This window comes from Helicobacter mastomyrinus (genome assembly GCF_039555295.1).
Taxonomy (GTDB): Bacteria; Campylobacterota; Campylobacteria; order Campylobacterales; family Helicobacteraceae; genus Helicobacter_C; species Helicobacter_C mastomyrinus.
The window spans coordinates 329,388-350,269 of sequence record NZ_CP145316.1 but is presented as its reverse complement, the minus strand read 5'-3'; the positions used below and the strand labels follow the sequence as shown (position 1 = coordinate 350,269).

23 protein-coding genes are annotated in these 20,882 nt (G+C 38.5%); 8 read left to right on the top strand and 15 right to left on the bottom strand.

The window, feature by feature from the left end; genetic code table 11:
• Positions 1 to 2 precede the first annotated feature (2 nt).
• Genes V3I05_RS01775 through V3I05_RS01765 form a run of 3 tightly spaced genes read left to right on the top strand, consistent with a single transcriptional unit; the run spans position 3 to position 2,558 of the window.
• Positions 3 to 1,097, top strand: coding sequence for an SPFH domain-containing protein (locus V3I05_RS01775; RefSeq protein ID WP_295701940.1), 1,095 nt, complete (start codon positions 3 to 5; stop codon positions 1,095 to 1,097).
• Positions 1,098 to 1,120: 23 nt separating this feature from the next.
• Positions 1,121 to 1,843: a bifunctional phosphoribosyl-AMP cyclohydrolase/phosphoribosyl-ATP diphosphatase HisIE gene (hisIE, locus tag V3I05_RS01770; RefSeq protein WP_295701938.1), complete on the top strand. Its 723-nt coding sequence runs from the start codon at positions 1,121 to 1,123 to the stop codon at positions 1,841 to 1,843.
• Positions 1,836 to 2,558, top strand: a complete 723-nt coding sequence (locus V3I05_RS01765) for a DUF2393 domain-containing protein (protein WP_295701936.1) — start codon at positions 1,836 to 1,838, stop codon at positions 2,556 to 2,558. The genes hisIE and V3I05_RS01765 overlap by 8 nt, the downstream gene beginning before the upstream one ends.
• Positions 2,559 to 2,566: 8 nt before the next feature.
• Here the strand turns inward: V3I05_RS01765 and V3I05_RS01760 are convergent, their stop codons facing one another.
• From V3I05_RS01760 to V3I05_RS01750, 3 genes are read right to left on the bottom strand one after another with little or no spacing between them, the layout of a single operon-like run.
• On the bottom strand, positions 2,567 to 3,412 hold the full coding sequence (locus tag V3I05_RS01760) for a bifunctional riboflavin kinase/FAD synthetase (protein ID WP_295701934.1): 846 nt from the start codon (positions 3,410 to 3,412) through the stop codon (positions 2,567 to 2,569).
• Positions 3,381 to 4,103 (bottom strand): 23S rRNA (cytidine-2'-O)-methyltransferase TlyA, encoded by a 723-nt coding sequence (gene tlyA / locus V3I05_RS01755; RefSeq protein WP_300451668.1) that lies wholly within the window; start codon positions 4,101 to 4,103, stop codon positions 3,381 to 3,383. Before tlyA ends, V3I05_RS01760 begins: the two co-directional genes overlap by 32 nt.
• On the bottom strand, positions 4,103 to 4,657 hold the full coding sequence (locus V3I05_RS01750; RefSeq protein ID WP_300451666.1) for a hypothetical protein: 555 nt from the start codon (positions 4,655 to 4,657) through the stop codon (positions 4,103 to 4,105). The genes tlyA and V3I05_RS01750 overlap by 1 nt, the downstream gene beginning before the upstream one ends.
• A 392-nt stretch (positions 4,658 to 5,049) precedes the next feature.
• Here V3I05_RS01750 and V3I05_RS01745 point away from each other — a divergent pair, with 392 nt between their 5' ends.
• The 4 genes from V3I05_RS01745 (at position 5,050) to V3I05_RS01730 (ending at position 8,938) form a co-directional block, all read left to right on the top strand.
• Complete coding sequence (locus tag V3I05_RS01745; RefSeq protein ID WP_295701928.1) at positions 5,050 to 5,943, top strand: aspartate carbamoyltransferase catalytic subunit; 894 nt, start codon at positions 5,050 to 5,052, stop codon at positions 5,941 to 5,943.
• A gap of 100 nt (positions 5,944 to 6,043) precedes the next feature.
• Positions 6,044 to 7,357 (top strand): outer membrane family protein, encoded by a 1,314-nt coding sequence (locus tag V3I05_RS01740; RefSeq protein ID WP_343353830.1) that lies wholly within the window; start codon positions 6,044 to 6,046, stop codon positions 7,355 to 7,357.
• A 614-nt stretch (positions 7,358 to 7,971) separates the two neighbouring features.
• Positions 7,972 to 8,154 carry a hypothetical protein gene (locus V3I05_RS01735; RefSeq protein ID WP_300900609.1) on the top strand — a complete coding sequence of 61 codons (183 nt, stop codon included), beginning with the start codon at positions 7,972 to 7,974 and terminating at the stop codon, positions 8,152 to 8,154.
• Between the two features lie 343 nt (positions 8,155 to 8,497).
• Entirely contained in the window at positions 8,498 to 8,938 is a 441-nt protein-coding gene (locus V3I05_RS01730; protein ID WP_343353828.1) for a hypothetical protein, read from the top strand.
• A 238-nt stretch (positions 8,939 to 9,176) separates the two neighbouring features.
• Here V3I05_RS01730 and V3I05_RS01725 read toward each other — a convergent pair whose 3' ends face one another.
• From V3I05_RS01725 to nrfH, 9 genes are all read right to left on the bottom strand, one after another.
• Positions 9,177 to 10,037 carry a phosphate/phosphite/phosphonate ABC transporter substrate-binding protein gene (locus tag V3I05_RS01725; protein ID WP_300451657.1) on the bottom strand — a complete coding sequence of 287 codons (861 nt, stop codon included), beginning with the start codon at positions 10,035 to 10,037 and terminating at the stop codon, positions 9,177 to 9,179.
• A gap of 2 nt (positions 10,038 to 10,039) precedes the next feature.
• Positions 10,040 to 11,173, bottom strand: coding sequence for an acyl-CoA dehydrogenase family protein (locus tag V3I05_RS01720; RefSeq protein WP_300448993.1), 1,134 nt, complete (start codon positions 11,171 to 11,173; stop codon positions 10,040 to 10,042).
• A gap of 9 nt (positions 11,174 to 11,182) precedes the next feature.
• The gene (locus V3I05_RS01715; RefSeq protein WP_295701918.1) at positions 11,183 to 12,364 is read right to left on the bottom strand and encodes a ferritin-like domain-containing protein; all 1,182 of its coding nucleotides are present in this window, start codon (positions 12,362 to 12,364) and stop codon (positions 11,183 to 11,185) included.
• Between the two features lie 930 nt (positions 12,365 to 13,294).
• On the bottom strand, positions 13,295 to 13,504 hold the full coding sequence (locus tag V3I05_RS01710; RefSeq protein ID WP_343353826.1) for a hypothetical protein: 210 nt from the start codon (positions 13,502 to 13,504) through the stop codon (positions 13,295 to 13,297).
• Positions 13,505 to 13,550: 46 nt separating this feature from the next.
• Positions 13,551 to 14,138 carry a hypothetical protein gene (locus tag V3I05_RS01705; RefSeq protein ID WP_343353825.1) on the bottom strand — a complete coding sequence of 196 codons (588 nt, stop codon included), beginning with the start codon at positions 14,136 to 14,138 and terminating at the stop codon, positions 13,551 to 13,553.
• A gap of 109 nt (positions 14,139 to 14,247) precedes the next feature.
• Entirely contained in the window at positions 14,248 to 14,655 is a 408-nt protein-coding gene (locus tag V3I05_RS01700; RefSeq protein WP_343353823.1) for a diacylglycerol kinase, read from the bottom strand.
• A gap of 10 nt (positions 14,656 to 14,665) precedes the next feature.
• Entirely contained in the window at positions 14,666 to 15,682 is a 1,017-nt protein-coding gene (locus V3I05_RS01695; RefSeq protein WP_300451858.1) for a hypothetical protein, read from the bottom strand.
• Positions 15,683 to 15,772: 90 nt separating this feature from the next.
• Positions 15,773 to 17,623 (bottom strand): ammonia-forming cytochrome c nitrite reductase subunit c552, encoded by a 1,851-nt coding sequence (locus V3I05_RS01690; protein ID WP_295698978.1) that lies wholly within the window; start codon positions 17,621 to 17,623, stop codon positions 15,773 to 15,775.
• A gap of 20 nt (positions 17,624 to 17,643) precedes the next feature.
• Positions 17,644 to 18,117 (bottom strand): cytochrome c nitrite reductase small subunit, encoded by a 474-nt coding sequence (gene nrfH, locus V3I05_RS01685; protein ID WP_369699027.1) that lies wholly within the window; start codon positions 18,115 to 18,117, stop codon positions 17,644 to 17,646.
• 155 nt (positions 18,118 to 18,272) lie between these two features.
• Here nrfH and V3I05_RS01680 point away from each other — a divergent pair, with 155 nt between their 5' ends.
• Positions 18,273 to 19,067 (top strand): polyphenol oxidase family protein, encoded by a 795-nt coding sequence (locus tag V3I05_RS01680; RefSeq protein WP_343353821.1) that lies wholly within the window; start codon positions 18,273 to 18,275, stop codon positions 19,065 to 19,067.
• Positions 19,068 to 19,069: 2 nt separating this feature from the next.
• On the opposite strand, the gene V3I05_RS01675 is transcribed toward V3I05_RS01680, so the two are convergent.
• The 3 genes from V3I05_RS01675 to V3I05_RS01665 form a co-directional block, all read right to left on the bottom strand.
• Positions 19,070 to 19,447 carry a hypothetical protein gene (locus V3I05_RS01675; protein WP_295698985.1) on the bottom strand — a complete coding sequence of 126 codons (378 nt, stop codon included), beginning with the start codon at positions 19,445 to 19,447 and terminating at the stop codon, positions 19,070 to 19,072.
• Positions 19,428 to 20,018 carry a class I SAM-dependent methyltransferase gene (locus tag V3I05_RS01670; protein ID WP_343353820.1) on the bottom strand — a complete coding sequence of 197 codons (591 nt, stop codon included), beginning with the start codon at positions 20,016 to 20,018 and terminating at the stop codon, positions 19,428 to 19,430. The genes V3I05_RS01675 and V3I05_RS01670 overlap by 20 nt, the downstream gene beginning before the upstream one ends.
• Positions 20,019 to 20,097: 79 nt before the next feature.
• Positions 20,098 to 20,874 (bottom strand): class I SAM-dependent methyltransferase, encoded by a 777-nt coding sequence (locus V3I05_RS01665; RefSeq protein WP_300742944.1) that lies wholly within the window; start codon positions 20,872 to 20,874, stop codon positions 20,098 to 20,100.
• Positions 20,875 to 20,882: the final 8 nt, after the last annotated feature.

Sequence of the window (20,882 nt, the reverse complement as noted above, 5' to 3'; positions counted from 1 at the left end):
GTATGCCTATTGATTTAAATGAACATTTGAAGAAAAAACGCGCTCAAATTGATGAGAAATCAAATGAAACTAAACGTGAGCCAAGTAATGGCAATAATGGTGGTGGAAATCGCCCTAATGGTGGAAATAATCGAGGTGGCAATAACTTCAATATAGAATCTTTCCCTATGCCCTCTATGCCTAGTGGTAAGTCTTTGGGGATTATTATTATCGTTGCGTTGCTGATAGTGATTTTTATCGCGGCACGTCCTTTTGTGATAGTGAATGCTGGGGAAGTGGGTATCAAGGTAACTACCGGTAAATATGACCCTAAACCGCTTGACCCGGGATTACACTTTTTTATACCTATTATTCAAGATGTGATTATCGTTGATGTGAAAGTGCGGACGATTAACTTCTCACGTATTGAGGATATGGGAAATATCGGGCGGGAGCAAAGTATTCTGCGCAATGACGCTATTAATGTGATGGATACAAGCGGTATGACTATTTCCATAGAGCTTACCGTGCAATATCAGCTAGAGCGCGATAAAGTTCCGGCTACTATTGCAGAATATGGCACAGCGTGGGAGCAAAAAATCATTAATCCCGTTATCCGCGATGTGGTGCGTAGTGCAGTGGGGAATTATCCCACAGAGGAGCTTCCTACCAAACGCGATGAAGTGGCAAATCTTATCCATAATGGCTTTCAAAGCAAACTTGAGGCAACACCCAATCAACCTGTGAAGCTTGTCTCTATTCAGTTGCGTGAGATTGTTTTACCCGAGCAGGTGAAAACACGTATTGAGGGCGTGGAACTTGCTAAAAGGGACGCGCAGAAGGCAAAAGAAGAGGCAAATGCTTTACGTGAGAGAGCAAAGGGTAAGGCTGATGCGCTGGAGATTGAGGCAAAGGGGCAGAGTGAGGCAAATCGCCTTGTTAATGAGAGTCTCTCTCAAAGATTGCTAGAATTGCGACAGATTGAAACACAGGGGAAATTTAATGAGGCACTTAAAGAAAATACTAACGCACAGATATTTTTAACACCAGGCGGGGCTGTGCCAAATATTTGGGTAGATTCTAAAAGTAAGCAAAAAAGTGCTGTGGTAGGGCAATAAATGCAGTAATAGGGTAATGATATATGCAAGATTTGCTTGGCTTGATTGATTGGGAGCGATATGAGCTTATCCCTACTATCGTGCAAGAGGAGCAGAGTGGGGAGATTCTAATGCTTGCTTACTCATCTAAGCAATCTTTGGAACTTACCTTGCAAACACAACTCGCACATTATTTTTCCCGCTCCAAACGTAGAATCTGGCAAAAGGGTGAGCAAAGCGGACATATACAGCATATTAAGGCAATAAAGCTTGATTGCGATAATGATAGTTTGATCTTTATTGTCCATCAAATAGGCGTAGCGTGCCACACAGGGGAGAAAAGCTGCTTTTTTAAAGCTTTTACTTGCGAGGATTCACAATCTAAGCAATCTACACTAATGCTGCAAACGTCGCATACACAGGGCATCTATCATATCCTTGATGAGCTATATCACATCATACAAGAGCGGAAATATCAAAATCCTAAAGAAAGTTATAGTGCTTCTTTGTTGAGTAAGGGTATCAATAGTATTGCTAAAAAGATTGTAGAGGAGGCTGGAGAGTTATGCTTTGCCCTTAAGGATAAGGAAGAATCTGCGATTATCTATGAATGTGCGGACTTACTCTATCATACGCTTGTAGGCTTAGCTTGGGCGAATATCTCTCCTGAGCTTATCTTCCAAGAATTACGAAGACGCACTGGTCAAAGTGGTATAGCAGAAAAGGCTTCCCGCACATCACATAAGGATAGTGTGAGTAATGATTGAGAATCTTAAAGCCATTTTGATGCAAATGGCTTCGTATTTTTCGATTTATGAAATTGCTATTCTCTTAGTGATTTTTTTTGTTTTTATTATGATTTTTACACTGGCACTTTTATTGCGAGGGCGGAAGTTCATAGCAGGATTTTTCTTTTTTCTCTCTGCAGGGGTAATTATTAGTACACCTTTTACATTGCAATTTGTTATGCAAAAAGTGCTTTATAAAATTGATGTGGATATTACTCAAGCTCATATTATGCAATACACAAAAGGCTTTTTTGTCGCTGGTAATATTACACATAAAGGCAAGATTACTATTAATGAATGTGCTATTAGTGTCAATGAAGTGCGTGATGAAAAGGGTAATAAAATCATAAAAATGCTTAATAGCATTTTCCCCAAGAGTTCATCACATACTAATATTGATATTGATATTGGAGTAGGTGAGCAAAAGTATTTTGCAGTCATTGTCCCACACCCAAAAGCTAAAGAGCCATTTTTATATAGAATCTATGTAGATTGCTATCAATCTAATAAATTTGCACAAAAAATGAATAAAAAAGCTCAAAAGCAAAGCTCTAGCATTATTAAGCCGCAAATGCCTACCTATGAACCACAGACTTTGGCTGATGAAAAAGAGGAGGATTCTATAATCCAAGAGCATATAGAGGCAGATATACAAGATACTACTTCTTCAAATGAGGAGCATTCTCAGCCTTAGATATTACCTTAAGAGGGTATTTGAACGTGGGAGAGAATCTGCTTAGATTCTATAATATCTTGCGTGATACGCTTTTTTAATAAGCTTAAATCGCTAAAGCTTTGATTATCGCGGATTTTTTGCACGAAGTAAATATCCGTTACATTGCTTTTAAGATATATCTCTTTCTCAAGTATGTGGCTTTCTATGCTAAAAGCCCTATCTGTGCTAAGGCGATGTCCCACAAAGCACACACTTGGCAATATCTCATCATTTACACGGGTAAAACTTGCATATACACCATCTTGGGGTAATACATAACGCTGCGTGTGGAGATTAATCGTCGCATAGAGTGCCTTTGCGCCAAGATTCTGTCCCGTGATAACTCTACCTTGTATGGCATAGTATCGCCCAAGCATAGCGTTTGCATTCTCCATATCACCATAGCGGATAAACTCCCTAATCAAGCTTGAATGCACCCCTATACCATTAATGCAAAATTGCGGCACGATAATCACCTCTCCGCTAAAAAGATGAGGCAAATCACTTGCATTAAATGCCCTGTCTTTCCCAAAGGCAAAGTCATAGCCCACCACTATGGTTTGCAACAATGGAAATTTATCTTTTAGAATCTGCATAAAATACTCCCCACTCCATTGCATAATCTCCTCAAACGCTACAGAGATGATAGGATAGGGGCTATATAGCTCTTTATGCGGTGTGAGCAAATTGCCTGTGCTTTCTATACATAAAAGCACACTTTGAGGGGGCAAATGAGTAAATAATGCCCTGTGCGCCAAGTGCATACCATCAAACTTCCCTAATGCTATGCCACGCACATTTTCATTTTCTACCATAGATAAAAAACTCTTCATTACCTTCCTTTCCTTTTAATATGCTTTGCTGTATGTGGAGGATTCTAAAATCATTTTGTATATGCTCACAAAACGCCCTTACGTATTCCTCCCCCAAATGCTTATCTTTTAACACACCTTTTTTATCTCTTTTAGCGTCTTTACCCACTTCAAATTGTGGTTTAAAAAGCCATATATAATCCCTGCTTTGAATGCGTTTGAAAGATTCTATAAGTTTGTAGAGTGAGATAAAGCTCACATCACACACAAGTAAATCAAAGCTACCCTCATCGCTAAAATTCCGCACATCGCATTCCTCAAAGACCTTCACGCGTCTATCATTGCGAATATCGCTATGGAGCTGATTTTTTCCTACATCTACACAAATGATTTCTTTTATGCCCTCTTCTAATAGTACCTGTGTGAATCCCCCTGTGCTTGAGCCAATATCAAGCACCCTTTTATCTTTGAGATAATCCCTCTCCCATAGTCCTTGCCTAATTAATTCATTTATAAAGCCTCTTAGCTTATACCCCGCCCTGCCTAGCAGTAAGCCCTGTGTGTTAATCACCACTTCATCGTTAGCATTAACAAGCATAGCATTTTTATAGATGGTTATGCCATTGACTTTGACGCAGCCAGAAGCAATGGCTTCTTGTGCTTTAGTGCGGGAAGAGAGCAGGGCAGCGCAGTAGGTATCAAGCCGTTGCATTATTGTGCGAGTTTGCTTTCACGTTTGGCATAACCAAAGTCAAAGTCCATATTGCCTATATTTTGAATCTGCGCGGAAAACTTGAGATTATCCCGGCCTCTTAGTCCTATGGAGTGAAATACGACTTTATATATGTCATTATAGGTAATATCGGGTATGAAATGTCCCAAATCTGCTTTTTGCATTTTGAGAATCTGCACAGATTCTATGCTTTTATAGCCATTGCTAAGGTGAAATGTGAGGGATTTTAAAGGTATGGAAGTGTCTTTGGTGTATATTTCGACTAAAAACACTTCCCCCTCATCTTGTTTAAGAAATTTTTTATCGATTTCGTTCATATAGCGCACAATCATAAGCACACGTGTGCGATTATTTTCTAAAATCTGTGATTTGCGCATAGCTTGTATTTCAAGCTCTTTTGTAGTTTGTATCTCTTTGGGGGCATTATGCACTGAAGGGATATGTGTAGAATCTGTGCGGAAAAAATCGCTACAAGCACAAAGCATTGTTGTACTTAGGATTATGAGGATATTTTTTTGGATTATATGTCGCATATTTTTCCTTTAGATTCTGTATTGCCCTGCTTTATTATAGCAAGGTCTTGCACACTTATAAAGTGAGTTTGATAGGTTTAAGAATCTCTAGTCTATTATGCCCTTGCTGTTGCGATGTAATCGCCGTATTCGCACGAAATGCTAATCCACACTTGCAAAGGGTCTTGCTTTGCAGATATAAAATCTGCTTCGCACCATTCAATCCCGAAGGGATTTAATCTCGCAAAGGGCAATAGCCCTTGAGGACAAAAGGATACACTTATAACTAAAGCTACGCTTTATTTGTCAAGCGATTCTCATAGGCTAGATTCTATAGTATAGGACATAAAATTCTAATAAGATTCTAGTATAAAGTTTGCTACAATTCTTAGATTTTAGCACAAAGGATTTTTATGCACTCCCCTAAACATCTCCTCCGCACAAGCGACCTTAGCATAGCACAAATAGAATCTATCCTTTCTCAAGCCCAAATTTACAAAGATATGCGCCATAGAGAGAATCTCAAAAATAAGACTATTATTACTATTTTTTTTGAAAACTCCACCCGCACACTTTCTAGTTTTGAAATCGCCGCTAAACGCTTAAGTGCTGATGTTGTAAGACTTGATGTGAGTAGAAGCTCAACTACAAAGGGAGAGAGTATGTCTGATACTGCTGCTAATCTTAATGCAATGAATCCTAGTGCAATTATTATCCGTCATAAAAATGCAGGAGCTGGGTATTATCTCAAGTCTCAAGTGAGCTGTCCTATCATTAATGGTGGTGATGGCGCACACGCACACCCAACACAGGCTTTGCTTGATTTGCTTACGCTTAAAGAGCATTTTGGTAATGATTTAAACAATCTTAAGGGCAAAAAAATCGCCATTATCGGGGATATCAAAAACTCACGTGTGGCAAATAGTAATATTGAGCTGCTTAGTCGCTTTGGGCTTGAGGTAATTTTGGTTACCCCACCGCATTTTCTCCCGCCTACTACATTACGCACGGCTACGCATTTGCGCGAAGTAGCAAATGAAGTCGATGTGTTTATGAGTTTGCGCACGCAGACTGAACGTCACGATAAGCAGATTTATGGCTCGCTCAAAGATTATGCAGGACAATACTGCTTGACACCGGAGATTCTAAGCGATAGAGATGTGATAGTCCTGCACCCCGGACCTGTGCATCGTAATATTGATATTGATGATGAGGTGCTTAAAGATCCGCGTTGTAAGGTTTTAGAGCAGGTAACGAATGGTGTGTGTGTGCGTATGGCGGTGCTCGAGTTTTGTATCTCTGCTTAGGGTATTTTAAATTAAGTCTTTATTAAGTGTAAAGTGTTAGAATACATATTGTATTTTCAAAAACCCGTCAAATATTTCATTTGTCAATGGAGGCAAGATAATGAAAAAGATAGTATGTATAGGTGTGTTAGTTTGGGGTTGTTTATTGATACAGGTCAATGCTTTTGAAGTGCAAGTCAATGGTTCAGCAGAGACTTTCACCAAATGGGGCTTTAATAATCAAAAACTCAATAAGGAAACTGGTGCAGCCCCTACGGAGAGCTTTACGACACTTTTCTCTCAACTTAATTTAGAGGCAGATTTGGGAGCTGGGTTTAAAGCAGGGCTAGGTGGTGCCATAGGTGGATTAGTCTTTGATTCTACAGCGGGGCTAAATAGTGGTGTGGGCAATGCTTCGCCAGTACAGCAGGGATATTTTGGGCTTTCTTGGGATAAGGAGAAAATACAAAATTATATCGTTCATAATGCTTTTTTGGAATATAAATATGCCGATAGTGTTTATTTGAAAGCTGGACGATATGAGGGTGGTAAGGTAGGTGAGTGGTATAGTGGATATACGCAAGGAGCGGAAGGATACATTCAGCTTAAGCATATAAAAATATGGGGATTTTTATCAAATCGCCGCGGTTTTGCCTATGATCAATGGTTTAATGATTTTTATCGTGTGAGTGGCACTTATAGTAATGGCGCGACACGGAATACCTATGCAGCAGGACTTGATTTAAGTTTTGCTGGGTTTAGCGTGAGTGGATTCTCATATTATATTCCCGGTGTGGTAACTGCGCCGGGTGTAAGCCTTACATTTGATAGTAATCCAAATTTTGAAGCACAAGGTTTTCGTTCTGTAAGTAAGGTGCGCACTCTTTTCCCCATAGCTGCAGATGGACAATGGGGAAGCGATAAGAGTGTGCGGGGAGGACAATGGGTAGGTATTGAACATCATAGTGCTACTTTAATCTTTGAGCAAAAGTTTGAGTTAGATAATTTTCATTTTGGGGCAGGATATTATCAAAATTTTGGCAATGCAAGTGCTTTAATTGGGAGTTGGGGCAGCCCGCTAATGCTTGATATATGGACAGCGAGCGCGTGGGATATTGGACCAGCACTTGCTGATATAATAAGCAAGAATGCTATTACAGGCTTTGGATTTTTGGGCGCAAATTATGCTAAGTTTGATTGGCAGTTTATTGCTAGGGCTACAAATAGCACAAGAAGTGCGGAGCAGAGTGTAGCTTTGCATTTAAAGTACCAAGTGCGTGAAGATGTAAGTGTGGGTGGCAAGCTAGAATGGTTTAGCGATACGACAAAAGCTGGATATAATCCACTTGCTGGATATTACACTGATGTTTTTCTTACTCATAAGCGCATTGATGATAGAAGTCATCTCTTTTTCTATATCCGCCATACATTCTAAATAATATCACTCTGCATAGCATACGGGTGATGAGGCTAGTTTAAATCTGTAAAGAGAATCTACGTTTTAAATGGGTTAAAACAAGTATTAGCGAAGTTTTCTCTAAAAATAAGGCTTTCACCTTAGCTTCATTTTATTCTTAAATTATCTTGCAAATATTTTGTTTTAAACATTTTATATTTTGGAGTATAGAAATATTAAGAGATACTTTCATATAACATAAGCTTTGATGTGATAAGAATTATTGTTATAAGCTATTTTTACGCAACACTATAGAGTGTTTTATTGGAACCATAAAAGGGGTACTTGTAATGTTAAAAGCAGATAGGCTAAGGCTAGGGCAAATTTGGATTTTGTTTGTAATCTTTTTTGAGATTAAGTGGGTGCAGTGTAAGTAATGTCAATTAAATTATGGTAGAAGAAAAAAACTCTATACAAGCACTATTTAGGGTTTTTGATGAGTTATTAGATATCCTTTATGCAAAATCGCCAAGACTATCTACAAAAAAAGCAATGATAGCCTTAGGTATAAGCGAGATTAAAAAAGTAAGAGAATAAAAATTGATACAGATTTTATGCTTGAGAGGCTTATAAACAGACTTCAAAAAACAAAAATGAGCATTACTCGGCTTTTTGCAGAGGATACCAACGATAATGGATTGCGGTATTCAAGGCAAGTGAGAAGAGCAAGAGATGATAAAGAGTTTGATCCGCATACAACCATAGAAGAAGGCACGATACGTTCAGTAAATCACCACTTGAAAAGTCAAATCACAGTAGAAGAAAAAAATAACTGAGTATAGCGGCAAGGAGGTAACCTATAAAATTTGGTTTGCTTTGATTAATCTTGTTACGCACGAGCAATTTTGGAATGAAAGTGTGATAATAAGTAAGGTTTGCAAAGAGAAATACATAAAACAATCAAGTGATGTTATAACTTCCATAAAGCCTAGTGCTGCACCACAAAGCAATTTAGCAAAATCAACTCTTGATGCATATTTTGTTGTGAGGGTAGGGGAGAGAGGTGCTTATTAATAGGATATCTCTTTTATAAGGAAGGAGGAGAGAGGCAAAAATCGCAAGGAAAGTTCTACAAATAAGTTTAATATCAATTATCTTATGCGTATGAATATGGGTGCAATGTTTGAATTTGAGCATTTATCTTTGAATCTTAATGCGCTTTATGCTTGTGCAAATGCTATGAGTGAAGATACAAAAAGCTCAAATCAACCATTTTTCCCACGAAGTACCTTAAAGAATATACGACGTGATGAGCAGATTTTGAGGGCACAGAGTTTAGCAATTAGGTGCAGAACCTTAATAAAATTTCTTAATGTTGTGTATGCCGGTGCTGACATAATGTTTGATGTGCATTCATCTTATGCTACAAAAGAAGGGTATGATGATAATTTCAATAAATGGCAAAAGAAAGCTCAATATTATCCATTTGTGAAATTTGGTTTGATGTTTCATAAACTTTATCAAAAAGGAGTCTTTTTATATCCAGGAGCCCTTCTTCAGTGGAGCGAGACACAATATTCGGGGGCATATTTTGATGCGGGGTTTATGTGGAAATTTTAGCAAAAAATGCAGGTTGAGATTTTTGGGCTTGCCTTGTAATTTGTTTTGTAAGTGAAGATTAACACATTGGCAGATGAATTTAAGAAGAGTGCTAGCAGCATAGAATCTAGCCTATAAAGCTCATACTACAAACGTGGATTAGAGACGTTTGGGTAGACTTGCTCCTTTGTGCTTGTATAGCAGACTTAGACTATAGGCAAAGATTCAAAATGCTATATTGTCTTAAAATATTTTATTATCATAGGTGTATAAGATTTTGCTCATACATAGCTTGATGTATTTCTTCATATCCCTTCAAGGCAGTTTCATCGCATAGCACCCATTGATTGAGCCCTTCTAAAGCCATCATTTGAGCTATTTTGGGGTCATTTTTTAGATTATTTTGTGAGCACATCATCTCTATAAAATCTTTTTTGAGTGTTTCGTCAAAGTTCGCAAGGCAGGTGAAGTTGCAATGGCAATAATCAGGACTTGCATAAAAACTTTCTATTTGTGGATAGCTCCCCTCTTGTATAATTCTAGCCCACGTTGTCGAGCCAATGGCTCCTGCATCAAGCTCTCCTGCCTTAACTTTATCCAATACGTCAAATTCACTTCTGCCGGTATCGCCGTGTTTGCCTAAGTCGCTATTGAAACGAAATATATTGATAGCTCCATTTGTTGTATGTATAGAGTGAATGAGGCTCGTATCACACTCTTGGATTTTATGCCCTTTAAGATAGTAGAGGGGCATAATAGCAGCTTGTGCAGAATCCAAGCTCCCCAAGCCAAATTTTTTACCCCTTAAGTCCTCTATATTCTTTACATTACCTTTTTTGCTCACAAAGACACTTTTAAAGCCTATATCTGTATCGCGCATTAAGATGGCTTGAGCTTTATTTTGTGTAGCAAACATCGTGCGGATATAGGCTACATTAGTATTCCACGCAATATCTATCTTACCATCAATAAGCCATTGCACTTGCCTTTCATAATTACTAAAAAGCACATAATCAAGTCGTGTGTTTTTAAAATATGTATTTGCATAGTCTCTAATAACATCCCAAATAGGCAGTACCTGTGGGGCGTATGCGACTGCCCCTACTACAATATGTTTCATATCTATTCCTTTGGTAAAAGTGCATCTGCAAGCCATACTTGCAAAATATCAAGGCTTGGTGCCATTACTTGAGAGGCTAGAGCGTCACGTAAGTATCGCTCTAATGGTAGCTGTTTGGAATATGCTTTTCCTCCACCAAGGCGCATAGCAAGCTCTGTAATCTCCATAACTAGAGTGGTAGCGTTGATTCTACAAGCAAATATCTTGGATACTGCATCAGCTTCTTTATTATCAAAAGCTCTTGCTGCCTCATTTACAAGGGCGATTTGGCTTTGGGTTTTTGTATAAAGATTAGCAATGTGATTTCTCACTAATTCTTTGTCTGCTAGGCTTGAGCCATCAGTATATTTTCGTGTTTTGACGTGATGAATCGCACACTCATACGCAGCTCGTCCTACCCCACTATATACTGCTCCAAGCCCTACGACAAAATACATTGCCACAATCCCAGCCTGTGCCTCACCCTCTCCATCTTTGCCAAGCAAAGATGTTTGGGTATTGAGCTTTACATTATTGTATTGCACAGGTTTAGAGAAGTTTCCTCGCATACCAAGCCCATTCCACACACCCTCTTCGTGTAGCAATCCATCACTATTATTAGGGACAATCCAATTATTTTTGCCCCCTGAAACTTTGCACGAATTGCTATAGGTAAGATAATAGTCTGCGTGTTGGGCTGAGGTTACAAAGCTCTTTCTGCCATTTAAGATTCTGTACTCATCCACTTCTTGCTCTGTAATATCGGGCAGTCCAAAATGCGTTCCCGAGCCACTCTCACTATATGCTAGAGCAAATGCAGCTTCACCTTTGGCAATTTGAGGTAGAAATTGACTTTTTTGTCTATCACTCCCAAAGAGAGATAGACAGGCTGTGGCAGTATTGTGCATCATATAGCAAAGTGCGCTAGAAGCATCAAATCGAGCTAAATGAAAGCAAACTTTTGCATGATGTTGGCAGTTTCCACCACTCCCACCATATTCTTTTGGCACAAGCAGCCCCATATAGCCCTGATTTCTTAGTGCGTCATAAGCCTCTTTTGGGAATCTTGCTTCTTTATCAATAGATTCTGTGTATGGGGCGATATGTGCTTTCCCAAACTCTACTGTTACTTCTTCTAATTTCTCTAAATTTAACATTTTCTCTCCTTACATAAAATTAGGCGTATGTGCCTTACTCAAATCTATGGCTAACTCTTCATCAATGCCACATTCTATTAAGCGATTTGTGCGGTTTTTTTCCATTTTTTTCTTGAGTTCTAACACCTCCTCAAAACCTCTTAAGATATGCTCTTCTCCTCCACCGCGCAAAATTGCCATAGATTCTAAAAGAAGCGAAGATTCACTACTTTGGGTATCTAAATAGTGTTTACGTGCAAAAACAACTTCTTTTAAAGCCTGAATTTTGGCAGGATTTTGAGCAATGGCATACTTGATATTACTCATACCATAGGCAACGTGGCGAGATTCATCACGTCTTGCTAAATACAATAAATGCGCACTTGCCTCATCACCCAAAGCCCTGAAGCTCTCTTCTAAAAAACGTAGTAAATCAATAAATGTCCCTTCCCCCATAATATGGAGCAAAAAGCTTGATTTGAAATAATCTTTTTCTTTATAGAGGCTATATAGACTTTGTTGTGTGGTGAGTGTAGAATACTGCACACCAAGTCCTGTGGCATTAGCACGTTTGATAAAAGATTCAATATGACGTGCTTCATCACCTATAATACTTGAGAGTAAAAGCGGCACAGCTGTGAAATAAGGGGAAATTTGGCTTAAAAAACGACTAGGGATATAGAGGGCAGAAAATTCATTTTCTACGAGATATGTCATAATTTGTGCTATGGCAAACTGCAATGCAGGGGAAAATAAAGGAATCTCCTGCCATTTTATATCACTTGAGGTATTCCATTGTGTCTTTTTCGCATCTTCGTAAATAGGCTCTATATACGGACTAAAAATCTCCTCATCACATATATAGGTAAAGTGATAATCAGGACTTGCACTTTCTACCTGCACACCATAAGGAGCAAGCCCCTGTCTGTCTGGCGCAATGTGAGGATTTGTATATGTGCTAAAACGTGTGTGTGAGCATTTACGCAAGGTATAGATAAATCTTTCTTTAGAATCCTTATGTGGCATCTGCTTGTGTAAAAATTCTTCCCCCTTAAAGCGACACCACATCAATAAATCATTTTCTAAATTATCATATTCGCTTACTATCTCTATGAATGTATCTTTTTGGGAAAGCAAAAAAGCATTCTCAAGACGCAAAAAAAAGAGACTTTGGGGAGGCAAACTACCCATAAAAAGACAGGTTTTGTGCATAAAATGACTTTTGATTAAGCTCTGTAAGCCATAAGAAGACTTGTTATCTTTCAATCCTGAAAGCTGATGTAAATATAATATATTACAATCGCTTAAAAAAGATTTAAAATATTGTTCAAAATGCCCTATTCTAGGGATATACTTAGATTTATATTTTGCATAATATCACATTGTTTCCTATTGTAGAGATTCTCTTTCTCACACTTCCCTCTTCCTTAGTAGAGGGGATTAGGAGGAGGGGAAATATCACAATTTCCATAAATGCTTACTAGACTAATCTTTAGATATTTTATAAGGCGCTTTATCCTATAAAACAAGCAAAACTACAGCTTCCTACAAATGACAATCCTATGCAGCGTGAAACGCATTTACACGAAGTGCCAACCACATTTGCATACAGCGTAGCATATGAGCGAAGCTCTTATCCTTTGGCAAATCCCGTAAGAGCAAAGCGAAATTTTAAGCCTTGATATGATTATCCAACGTATAATTGATTATGCCAATACACAACCCCAGCCCAAAGAAAAAGACTAGAGAAACTCTAGTTTATTCTCTAGTCTTTCTTTCTATAAGGAGGAGGGACTTAAATGTGCAAGTGTAGCCTAGTGCTAAAGCACAAGCGCAAAGTCAGCTCGGCAATATATGCCTCGCTTTCCCTTAAATATCATTCGCTAGATTATCCTCTCACCCTCCGTAAAAAAAGAGTGAGAGGAAAGGGCTTTTTGTTTTATCCTCCCTCGCAGAATTCCTCTCTTTATTCCCCCTCCCAAAGCGGAGGGGGTTAGGGGGTGGGGCATAAGAATTAAAAATATTTTAAATGAAGAATACAGGAGATTCAATCCTCTTTAGAGAAAATATGGACTTAGATTCTCTCCCTTAGAATCTTTGCTTTGTAAATGTGGATTAGCACTTCGTGCAAATGTGAGAGTTTTAGCTCAATAGCAAAGTCATAGGTAGAATCTCTAGTCTATCATCTATACCTTTTTCAAAACACAACCCACTATATTGATATACAGATATATCCCTATGAAAAGGAATCATAGAACTATCAAAAGGATCTTTCCATTCATCTACTAATCTATATCCACGTGAAGTAAAGAATCCTATAAACTCATCTCTATTAAAAATATAGAGTGGCAAGTAATATTGATTAAGAGCATTTTGAAGTGTTATGAAAGTGTGAGTTTTACTTTGAAGGGGAATGCGCGTAAGCAAAATGTGTGTAGCCCCCCCCGCTGCTTAATAGAGCAAACTTATCAAGTAGCTCCCAAATATTTTTTACGTATTGAAAGGCAGATGAACTAAGGAGTATGTTTGATGGACTAAGATTTGTGCTAAAGCTAAGATTCTCTATTTTAAGCTCTTTTGTCATCGCATTCCCTACACTTACATTAGATTCTAACTCTACTACCTCCCATTGAGGTTTAAGAGCATTATATGAAGTATAGGCAAAATAATGTCTTCCATTTGCTCCACCAAAATCACATACTTTTGCCTTTGGATTTTGAGCTAAGATTCTATCAAGATGAAAAAAGAGAGGATATTCTGTATCTACTAAAGCAATAGGTTTTTTAAACATTTCACACCAAGATTGCAATATATCTTGTGGTGTATCTATATAACCTTTATTTCTTCCTTTAGTCTTAGGCATACACTCAAGTGCTTCTTCAAAGCTAGTATATACTCCACGATAAGCAATATAAGCATTAGGAAAATGCAAATAATGATATATATCCTTACAAAAGTTCAATAAAGATTTTAGAATCTTTTTCATATATGTTCCTTTTTGAGATGAATTTGAGGCAAAGTAGTTTTAAGGGAATTGTAGCATATTATTGGAATTATCCCTTATATGAGTATATCGTAATAGTTTCTCTATAAAATTAGAGCACAAAATGTGTGAGAAGATAGCTTCCCCATACAAAAGTTACAAACAAACACGCTATAAGTTGTATAGCACTTCCCATATCTTTTGCTTTTTTGGCAAGAGGGTGGATCTCAAGGCTTGTGAAATCAATGGCATTTTCAATTGCGGAATTAATAAGCTCTACGATAATAGAAAGCACACAAGGCAAAACAAGCAGGATAAGTTCTAGCCAGCTTTGAGCGATAAAACACGCAATAATACTTAGCATAATGCCTATACTTAATACTTGCCTAAAGCCCTCTTCTTCCTGCCACGCTGCCTTAATGCCATCGAGGGAGAAAAAAAAAGCATTATAGAGGCGCTTTAAACCTCTTTTCCCCTTTTTGTCGTTGCGTTGAGGATTCTTAGTTTTGGTCGCTGGCATTTATGTTTTCCTAGCGCGAGATGACTTCTAATTGATAATTGTCAAAAAAATACGGGAAGATTTGCTCGGGGTTTTCAAGTGAGATAAAAATATCTTCTGTCTTATTTTTTCGACTTAGATTAAAGCCTAGCTCGTGTGTATTACCAAGTATATAAGATTCTATGCCTTTTCCAAGCTGGGATATTTCATCAGGGTAGATATTCCCTAGGGTTAGGTTTGCAGCAAGGACGAATAGCACATTAATATTATTCACATAGCTTGCGAAATTATCCATATTAGCACTTATACCCAAGAGTGGGCTTTGGATCTCATAAAAACGATACATATCCTTGCTAAATCCCTTATCCTTAGTATTTATACTGAAGGTGCGGAGGGCATATTGGTAGTTTTGATATGGCGAGAGGGCATTTTCATTAAACATCATATCAAGGTAGAAATCTTGTAGGATCTGTGCGATATTTTGCCGTGCGAAATTTTCGTGCTGATATACGCCTTCGGTTTGTATAGCATATGTGGCATTAGAGGCTTTTATATCGCATTGTAGTTTTTCATTGAGGGTAATATCATTTTGATTAAGCGCAATATCGCATTGTATTTTGTTTGGGACAAATGATGTAAAGAGTTTGATGCTCTTTTGCTGGATCAAAGCTTCTTCTTCTGTTTGTGCCGTAGTTAAGGGGAGATCATTAACCTCCATTTTCATATTTTTGATATTAAATGTAGCCTTAAGTGAGTTATCATCAGCAGAATGCACGTCTATGCCTATATCGTATAGATGGAGATTAGCCTCTCTACTGCTTAATGCAATATGTTTGCTATAGCAACCTATGCTTATAAAACCACTACACACAAAAGACTCCCAAGATTCGATAACATCAGTTTGATTAGCAAAGTGCTCGAAACTTTGATTGAGCGTTTGTGTCATACGATCTTTAATTTCTTTGCTTTTAAATGAGATAGCAACTCCAAGTCCTATGGCTACAACCGCGCCAATGCCTAAAACAATACCAATGATTTTTTTACCCATTTTGTTTCCTTTGAGGTTTTTGATATGAAAGATTATAGCATAAGTTTGCAATAGTAGAGACCCCACCCAAAGGGCGAGGGAAGAGGGATATTATTTAGTGTTGGTGGCACCAGCAGAAATTTTATCAACTTCGTCGAAGTTGTAAGGTTGAATATTTTTATCAAGCTCTAAAAGCTCTTTTGGTGCTTCACCATTTACTCTGGGATCTTTGTAGTAGCGCTCACCAGCAGTATGTCCATTAAGGTCTATTTTATAAACAATTTCACCGGGATTAAACTTTTGAATCTCTTCAAATCCTAGATTAGAAGTTTTAAAGCCTTTAATGCCATTTGCAGCAGCGATTTCAACAAGTTTGGTTTGTCCCATTCTCGCCATTTCTACAGCTTGGAGGAGCATACGGCTTGCTTCGCGTGGATTATGAAATCCTGTGGAGTTTTCCGCACCCACAAAATCACCTCTCATTTGTCCTCTTCTATGAAGTTCTAGTGGCTCTTGGAGAGCTTTAGAGATTTTTGTATCATCAGCTTTGCCATTAGTTTGATATGCAGGAAGTTTGCCTAACTCTTCGCGTAATTTCTTGATATCAAAGATAAGGCTCACAGTCGCATATTCTGCACTTCTTAAGTCAAACGCTACAGATTTTTGAATATCGGCAATTTGTTTTTTGAGATATTCTTCAGGCTGTGTATGGCAAGTTTTACACGCAGAATTTATATCAAAGAGTGGTGAAGTAACATTATGTTGTGTGATTTTTTTGCCACCTGAACCTCTAATGTAAGGCATATGACAATCTGCACAGCTCACACCATTAGCCGCATGCACACCACCGCTAAAGAGTTCGTATTCAGGGTGTTGAATCTTGAGCATAGGCGCTTTAGTTTCTTTATGTGTCCAGTCTTCTTGAAAGATTGGTCGCACTGCATCATAATGTGCATCAAACATTTCGATTCTAAAGTTTTCACCTTTTTTCCAAGCACTCCAAGGGAAAGTGAGATTGATACCATCGACTTCTATTTCGGTAGCTTTGTTGCCATCTCTCCAATGCTCATATTCATCATAAGTTTTTTGCGTGCCATTCCACCATTTTTTGGTTGGATCGGTGGCAATTGATTCCCCCATAACTTTGACTTTTTCTCCTGTTGGCTTGAAGTAGTATTCCACGTGGCATTGAGCACATACAAGGGTTCGCATTTCTTTTCTATCTGCTTTAATGCCTTGAATAGGGTCTTTTTGATAGCCCCTACCAACAAGGGCATTGATGAGTGCAGGGCGCACTACTCTTAGACTCATATCATCAGGATTATGGCAATCTGCACAGGTTACACCCATTCTTTTACCGCCATGAGGTCCGCCGTGTTCTTCAGAGCCCTCTTGTATGCCATTGCGAGCAGGGACGTTTTTAATCATTGTCCAATATTTTGTGCTGTTAAATACAGTGAAATCACCTTTGGCTACATTATTGATAAGCCACGGAGTCCAGCCGCTATGGCAGTTCATACAGGCTGCAGGCTGCCCGCCAAATTTTGCAAAACCGTGTGCATTAAGGAAATCTTTGTTGTTTCTAGCAGTTTCCATTTGATCTACTTGTATCCAAAAATGCCCTCTTTCTTCATTTGCGTCAAGACTAAAGGGATAGCCTGCCCATAAGATTGTGAGCTGTGGATAGCGAATGAGCTTTGAGTATGCAAGGTTACCACCAAAGTTTGTGTATTTTGGCGTTTCAGTCTCTACCTTAAGATACATATCAAGATATTCAGGGAAGTTTTTACCCCAAAAATCAAAAGTCGGGTTTTCATCAGTAAGCTCCACAAGCTGCTTAGAAATCACTCCTGTATTCCCTGCCTGTTTTGATGAAATATCAAAGTTAAACCATACAAGTCCAACGATAACAACAATGGCCACAACAATAAATATAGGTAGCATTCTTTTTTCTTTTTGCATCTGTTTCTCCTTAAATTTGTCTAAAATCCTCTTTTGTGCCCTACGCCCTCATGGCAGGAAACACAGCTTAAAGCATTGTTATGCCCTGGGGTGGTCGTAGGATTGACCGCATTCTGGGCATATTCGATATGGCATCGCACACAATTATCTTGCACCATTTGCTTACTTGCTTCATTTGCGCTAAGATTAACGGGTAATGAATCGAGCTTAAAGGTAAAGGCATAAGCATGTCCTACGCCGCTTTGGGCTTTAGCGATCCATTTAGAAATAAAGTTATGTGGCAAGTGGCAGTCATTACAAGTAGCTCGTGGCTGTCCTGCGGTTTTGTGGGAGTGGGGAGCATTAGAGTAGTCGTTAAAAACTTCATTCATAATATGACAGTTATTGCACGCTTCTGGATTGTTGCTAAAATATGAGGTGCCTTTGGCATGATAAAATGTATAGCATGCAAGGATAGCAATAATCGTAAGAAGAATGACGAGAATACTCGATATACGAGAGGACGACTTTTTTTGTATGCCTTGTCTCAATAAACTCTCCTTATTTGTTGGTTGCTGAGTGATTTTAAGAAACACTCGCTAGAATATTACTATATATCGCCATAAAAATGTTTTAACTTTTATCAAATATTGTTCAAAAAAGGAAAAAAATGTTTTTACAAACAAGTTTGCAAAGCCTACTTTTTAAGGGACAAAAGATATGTTTTGCTTTGAGTGATCGTTTTGGCGGAGTGAGCAAAGGAGCTTTTAGCACACTTAATTTGGGCTATTATGTAGGTGATAAATCTTTAGACGTGGATTCTAACCATCAGCTTATAACGACAAGATTTTATGATATGTTTTGTGTTGAGCAAGGAGATAGGGCGGCTCTGTATTATTGTCAGCAGATTCATAGCACACAAAGCGTTGTTTTGGATAAAACTTTAGAATCTTTAGCGCAAAATCGGGGAGGGGTCTCTATATCACTTGGTGAGGCTGATGGCATTATCACACAGATTCCATATAGAATCTGTGTAGCCCTAGCCGCAGATTGTAATCCCATTTTGCTCTATGATAAAGCACATCACGCAATGGCAGTAATCCACGCCGGACGCAAAGGCGTATTTGATGGTATATTGCCACAAGTGTTTGCAAAGATGAATGCCTTGTATCAAACACAAGCAGCAGATTGTCTGCTTTATGTAGGGGCGTCCATACGCTCGTGCTGCTATGAGGTGGGTGGAGATATATGTGAGGAAGCTATGAATCTTGGCTTTAGTCGCAATGTCTTGAAGGGTAATAGGCTTGATTTGATGGCGTGTTTGCAAGAGCAATGTGAGAATCTCCATATACAAACACATCAAGTAGAGGTTAGTCCATATTGCTCCTGCTGTGATGAGCGGCTATATTCATATAGACGTGATAAAACAACAGGGAGATATGGGCTTTTGGCTATGCTTTTGTAATATTATTTAGGTGTATATACTGCGACAACAGTGTGTCCATAAGCATTTGGTGGAATCTTAATAAAATGCTTGCCTACTTTCCCTATTTTATTGATAATCTTTCTTGTAATGCCCCTATCTACAAGTGGTGTAGAGAGAAAGAGCTTAGCCCACATCGTACTTTGATAAAAATCGATATGTTCGTTTTGGACATTTTCGTGGTAGAGGTCAAGTAATTGGAGATTGAATATATCAGCAATTTTATGCAAGGTAGTGTCGCTAAAGCGGGAGACGTGATGAGGAGGCATATTGAGGATTCCATTTACGCAATATTGAATAAAGCTATTTTCACTCGGCACGGCGATGATAAGCAGAGGTTTGTTATATGCCCCCCCCCCCATTTAATTGTGAATCTTTTAAGCACTCAATTTGAGCTTGGAGGAAGCCATAAGGATTGCTTACGTGTTCAAGGACTTGGAAACTACAAGCGATGTCAAAGCCTTTGGCGTGGGATTTGGCATATTCTTCAACGCTGATATTTTCAATGCAAATGCCATCTTTGCTTGCCATTTCTTTTGCGCCTGTGCTAAGCTCTAGCCCGATGTAATGCTTTTTGGCTTCAGGGGGTAAAAAATGAGCGAATGCTGCTTTACCACAGCCTACTTCTAAAACTTTGGATTCTGGATTAATGTATTTTTGGACGTAATCATACTCGTGCTTTTCAGCGAAGTAATACCACTCAAGTGTGTTAAGCGTATTGTAGAAGTGATTATCCCCTGTGGGAATCGTGCCATCTTCACAAGTGAAAAAGCGCAAATCACATATTTTGCAGTGATGATAAAGTAAGTTGCTTGTAATAATATGACTTACATCAAGCCCAAAGGCACGTTCATAGAGTGCATTTATATCATCTTGTTTGATGGTTTGCAAGATAGCAGTGCTTTGGCTATGGCAGAGAATACATTGTGTCATATACGTCCTTTGATTTGAGATTTAAATTTTCTAAGCAATTTGACAAGGGGCTTGAGTATAGGCTTGGCGATATTGATAGTCATATATATACATCTGCTCCCCCCCCCGCTAACCGCACAGCAAGATTTACTTGAGAATCCTTATACTTGCTATAAATTTGCACATACTCCGCGCCCTCTATATATCCGTTATATGTAACGCCCATCATCTTAGCGATATGTTTAAACGTGTAGCGATAGTGAAAATGCTTAGGCAGGTGGCATTTAATCACGGGATAAAAACAATTCCCAATCAAGGCTTTTCCACCAATTTTAAGACAAGAGAGCATAGATTCAAAAGTCTTGAGGACATCATCAACGTGTTCTAGCACATCGGTAGATAGTAGACAATCATAAGCATTTTTTTCAAGAGTAGAGACAAAGCGGATATTATCAAATGCTTCTATGCACTTTTTGCCATATTGACTAGGGAAAGGCTCATAAATATCAATTTGCACTTTCGGACAGAGTAGAGCGATTTCTTTAGCTAAGCTCCCAAAGCCCCCTCCATAGTCGCAGATACGTTCAAAGCCCTGTATAGCGATATATTGAGCGATTGCCTTGCGTATAGATAGAGAGAGATTATGAGATTCTATAAACAATCCATTGAGTAGCCATACAGGGTGGGCGTAAAATGCACCGATTTTCTCCCAATCAAGATTGCTATTATCACAGCCCATATTGTCCCACACTAAGTCAATGAGATACCACATTTGCTCCAAGTCATCGCTTATTTGTGGATTTTGCATAGAGAGTAATATCTCAATTTCTTTTCTTTCATCGCTTTGTAAATCTTTATTTGTTAAGTCAATATTCATACTGCCCC